Raw genomic sequence first — 3,226 nt, 5'->3', positions numbered from 1 at the left:
TCACTAGCTAAGTTCTCATCTAATTTAGAAGATCATATTAAAAAAGTTGATCCTAATGTTCCGCGGAAAAGAGGTATAGGTGGAGCACATAACAAAGATGAGTTTATGAAAAATGATGTAAATATTTTAAATGTGAAGAAACACGATGGTATGCCAGGGGTGGAAAAGATAACATATCAGGTCCCTTCACTTGATGCAAAGACTGGTCAAAAAACAGGGTGGAGAGCAAAGCCATTTGATAAAACTGTGTATGACCCCAAGGTAATTTCTGATGAAGAGTTTATTAAACGAGGAAAAGAAGCTGCAAACAATGCCGCTTCAGAAGGTACCTTAGGTAGGGAATGGGAAGGCTATGACAGTCAGGGCATAAAATGGAGAGGGTATACTGATGAAAATGGAGAAGTAACATCATTTTATCCCGAATTATAATTGAAAGGATGCAAACAGATATGAGCAGAAAATTAGCAGAATCTCAAATGTTGAAAGATGAGCATTTCCCTGTTGTGGCATTTTTCAACGCAATCACTGACGATAACTTTGTGAAAATGATTGAGCACTTATCCACTGGCGTAGGTTATGGTATTAATGCGGTTGATTGTACATTTCCAAGTGATCTTGAACCTGATGACGAACCTTTTGAGGGAGTAATGTTTGCTCTGCATGATGAGGAGATTATTGTAGATTATCAGACATTCTATTACTATCTTGAGCAAGCATGCAATGTGTACCTAAAGGAATTTCCTCAAGATGAGGAAACCATCAGTAACATTTTAAAAAGAATTGTTGAAAAATACAGTTTGGAAAGAAACCATTGAGTAAGAGACACCCGTCCAAAATAATTTAGCAAAATCAGTATCAGGGTTTACATCGTGACAGCAAGATCGTACAATACAACAAACCAAACACTAAACAATCCAAACACTTGATAAACTTCAAAAGCTCTTTCCAACTTGTTATATGAGTAGGAATGAGCTTTTTTTGCATGCACAAAATCAAAGGAGGATGAAACGAATGGCAAAACGTGAACAGCTGGGGGCAGAAGGATTGAAGGAACAGCAGCCAGCCCAGGAAGAAGAAAAAGAAGTGAGGTCTATTGCCCGGGCTCGCGCAGCATACGAACAACTTATGGAAGAAGTTCGTGGTTACTGTCAGCAAGCAAAGGAATTACGAGAACAGGCGGCAGTGTTACAGCAATCAGGACGTACAGATTTTTAGATTTAGAGAAGAGATTCAGCAGTTGTTGAACAGAGCGGAGCATTTGGATGCGGTAGCAGATCAGAGGGATGGACTGCCACGCCAGCAAGCGCTAGAACTCTTAGACAGACTAGAGCAAGAAGCATCAGATTGCAAGCAGCTAATACGGTATAACGAGGCAGTTCAAGCACGACAGCAGCAAGAACTTGAAAGTGCAAAGGCAGCGGCGAAAATGATTCAGGATGCAGAAGAGCGTCTGGAACAAACAAGGCAGATCCTAGCTGAAAAAGTAGCTCAGCTTGCCGAACTGGAGGGCTAGGTGAATGAATAACGGGATACCTCAAAAATATCAAGGTGTGGTGCGCGATCTGTTGCAGAAACTTAAAGGCACAGGTAAACGAATTGAACTGATTACGGAGAAGGGAGCCTATACGATGCAGGCCACCAAGAGCAGCGATAGCTTTGTAATAGAGACCGTAGACGATAATGAAGTCATTGAAGTTGATGATAATGCCTCAACAGTTGAATTGAGAGTGACAGTTCAGGACGCAGTACGTGAAAAACGATGAATAGCGTTACAGGCAGAACCTAACCAGAGGGAGGAGTAGAGAGACGTTGAATCTAAGTCCAGAAGCATTAGAAGCACGTCGGGAATGCAGAAGACAGTATGAACGAGAATATCGGCGCAAATGGCGGCAGAAGCCGGAGAACCGATTAAAGGAAAAAGAATACGAGCGCAGATACTGGGAACGTAAAGCGAAGCAGTCTAAGGAATAACACATGCGGCCAGGCGCTCTTAGGTGACGCACCCATTCAAATGTACGACCAAGGACAATTTTACCACAGCAGGTGCGAAACACGAGAGCAACCAAATATGACTGTCGGAGGAAATAGCAAAATGACGAAACATGAAGAATTTTTATGGGAGAATCAGGGTAAAATGATTGATCACGAATTGACTCGAATCGAAATCGTTTACAAGTCAGAATATAGAATATCGTTAGCAGAAATGCTGCACCATCCACCCGCACAGAACAACCAATACTTTGCAGCGGTGATTACGGACTGGGACAGCCTTCCAAGCAATCTGGCGGAACAGGCGCGTATGTTAATGAAGAAGGAAGAAATAACCTTGTATCTCAATCGAGTACAGTAAATCTAAGTGAGAACAAGAAATTGGAAAATGAATGGGCAAATGCATTAAATGCTGATCCGCCAAAACATGTATCTGTCGATGTCAAAGTAAACTATGAAGGAGATTCACTTCGTCCGTCAAGTTTTATAGTTAAATATAAAATAGATGGTGAAATAAAAATTGTTGAACTATTGAATTAATGGGGAATAAGCAGTGACAAAAATTTTTGAGGATCATTTTCTGAGCTACAGGCAGATAGGGTCTCAATTGCTTTGGAATATGTGAATAACAAAGCAGACACAATTTTTATCTATGCTTCAAATGAATGTAGACAATATACCACAGATGTATTTTATCAGATAAACAATACTATTGTGAAAAAGCACGAGTTAAATAATGCTGGTAACAGTGGGGATAGTCAATTAAAGGGTACTTATGATGTTTCAGATGAAAGGCAAATTACACTACTTAAGATTTGTAATGATAATCTAAGTAAAATAAAGGAATTATTCCAAAAATACAACAAAGAAATGCCAACAGAGATGAAATTGATATATGATGTGTCTCGAAATAAATTGGGATATAATTACAGTTAAGATATAAAATATACAAATGATCCAGCGAAAACAGCCGGACATATTTTTGACGAGTGGTTTGAAGAAATGGGAGGGGAATTATAGACTTTGCCAGTTAATTAATTTGCTAGAGCGAAGCGTATGTCTGTAATTTAGTTTACTACCTTACAAGCGCACCACGAGAATTGATTGGCAAAAGATTACGAAGCCAAGCTATTATCGGTCAGCCTAGTGCTCAATGATCCCACTACCAATCAACCAATAACATGAATAACCCTTGTAATACTTGTATATAGATTTCATCAGGTTGTAGAGGAGGCCA

9 protein-coding genes are annotated in these 3,226 nt (G+C 39.7%); all 9 read left to right on the top strand.

The features are described 5' to 3' along the window. Window positions 1–429: CdiA family toxin C-terminal domain-containing protein (locus PXY01_RS21965; RefSeq protein WP_164744551.1), on the top strand; the 429-nt coding region annotated here is incomplete at its 5' end. A gap of 20 nt (window positions 430–449) precedes the next feature. After that, window positions 450–815 carry a ribonuclease toxin immunity protein CdiI gene (cdiI, locus tag PXY01_RS21960; RefSeq protein ID WP_246028071.1) on the top strand — a complete coding sequence of 122 codons (366 nt, stop codon included), beginning with the start codon at window positions 450–452 and terminating at the stop codon, window positions 813–815. Between the two features lie 196 nt (window positions 816–1,011). Continuing rightward, window positions 1,012–1,215: a hypothetical protein gene (locus PXY01_RS23000; protein ID WP_246028070.1), complete on the top strand. Its 204-nt coding sequence runs from the start codon at window positions 1,012–1,014 to the stop codon at window positions 1,213–1,215. Between the two features lie 22 nt (window positions 1,216–1,237). Next, window positions 1,238–1,513 (top strand): hypothetical protein, encoded by a 276-nt coding sequence (locus PXY01_RS22995; RefSeq protein WP_246028069.1) that lies wholly within the window; start codon window positions 1,238–1,240, stop codon window positions 1,511–1,513. 4 nt (window positions 1,514–1,517) lie between these two features. Beyond that, window positions 1,518–1,763 (top strand): hypothetical protein, encoded by a 246-nt coding sequence (locus tag PXY01_RS21950; RefSeq protein ID WP_127573265.1) that lies wholly within the window; start codon window positions 1,518–1,520, stop codon window positions 1,761–1,763. A 46-nt stretch (window positions 1,764–1,809) separates the two neighbouring features. Then, window positions 1,810–1,971: a hypothetical protein gene (locus PXY01_RS22500; RefSeq protein ID WP_164744550.1), complete on the top strand. Its 162-nt coding sequence runs from the start codon at window positions 1,810–1,812 to the stop codon at window positions 1,969–1,971. 121 nt (window positions 1,972–2,092) lie between these two features. Continuing rightward, entirely contained in the window at window positions 2,093–2,350 is a 258-nt protein-coding gene (locus PXY01_RS21945) for a hypothetical protein (protein ID WP_127573263.1), read from the top strand. Window positions 2,351–2,370: 20 nt separating this feature from the next. Further along, a complete protein-coding gene (locus PXY01_RS22990; protein WP_246028068.1) occupies window positions 2,371–2,529 on the top strand; it encodes a DNA/RNA non-specific endonuclease in 159 nt (52 codons plus the stop codon). A gap of 72 nt (window positions 2,530–2,601) precedes the next feature. Then, window positions 2,602–2,925 carry a hypothetical protein gene (locus tag PXY01_RS21935; RefSeq protein ID WP_246028067.1) on the top strand — a complete coding sequence of 108 codons (324 nt, stop codon included), beginning with the start codon at window positions 2,602–2,604 and terminating at the stop codon, window positions 2,923–2,925. Window positions 2,926–3,226 lie beyond the last annotated feature (301 nt).

Origin of the sequence: Paenibacillus xylaniclasticus (assembly GCF_004001065.1) — a bacterium.
GTDB lineage: Bacteria > Bacillota > Bacilli > Paenibacillales > Paenibacillaceae > Paenibacillus_T > Paenibacillus_T xylaniclasticus.
This window is presented reverse-complemented; position numbering and strand designations above follow the sequence as displayed.

Bases quoted from the DNA above. Each gene is read 5' to 3' on its own strand.
- cdiI (WP_246028071.1), top strand. From the start codon at position 450: ATGAGCAGAAAATTAGCAGAATCTCAAATGTTGAAAGATGAGCATTTC.
- PXY01_RS23000 (WP_246028070.1), top strand. From the start codon at position 1,012: ATGGCAAAACGTGAACAGCTGGGGGCAGAAGGATTGAAGGAACAGCAG.
- PXY01_RS21950 (WP_127573265.1), top strand. From the start codon at position 1,518: ATGAATAACGGGATACCTCAAAAATATCAAGGTGTGGTGCGCGATCTG.
- PXY01_RS21945 (WP_127573263.1), top strand. From the start codon at position 2,093: ATGACGAAACATGAAGAATTTTTATGGGAGAATCAGGGTAAAATGATT.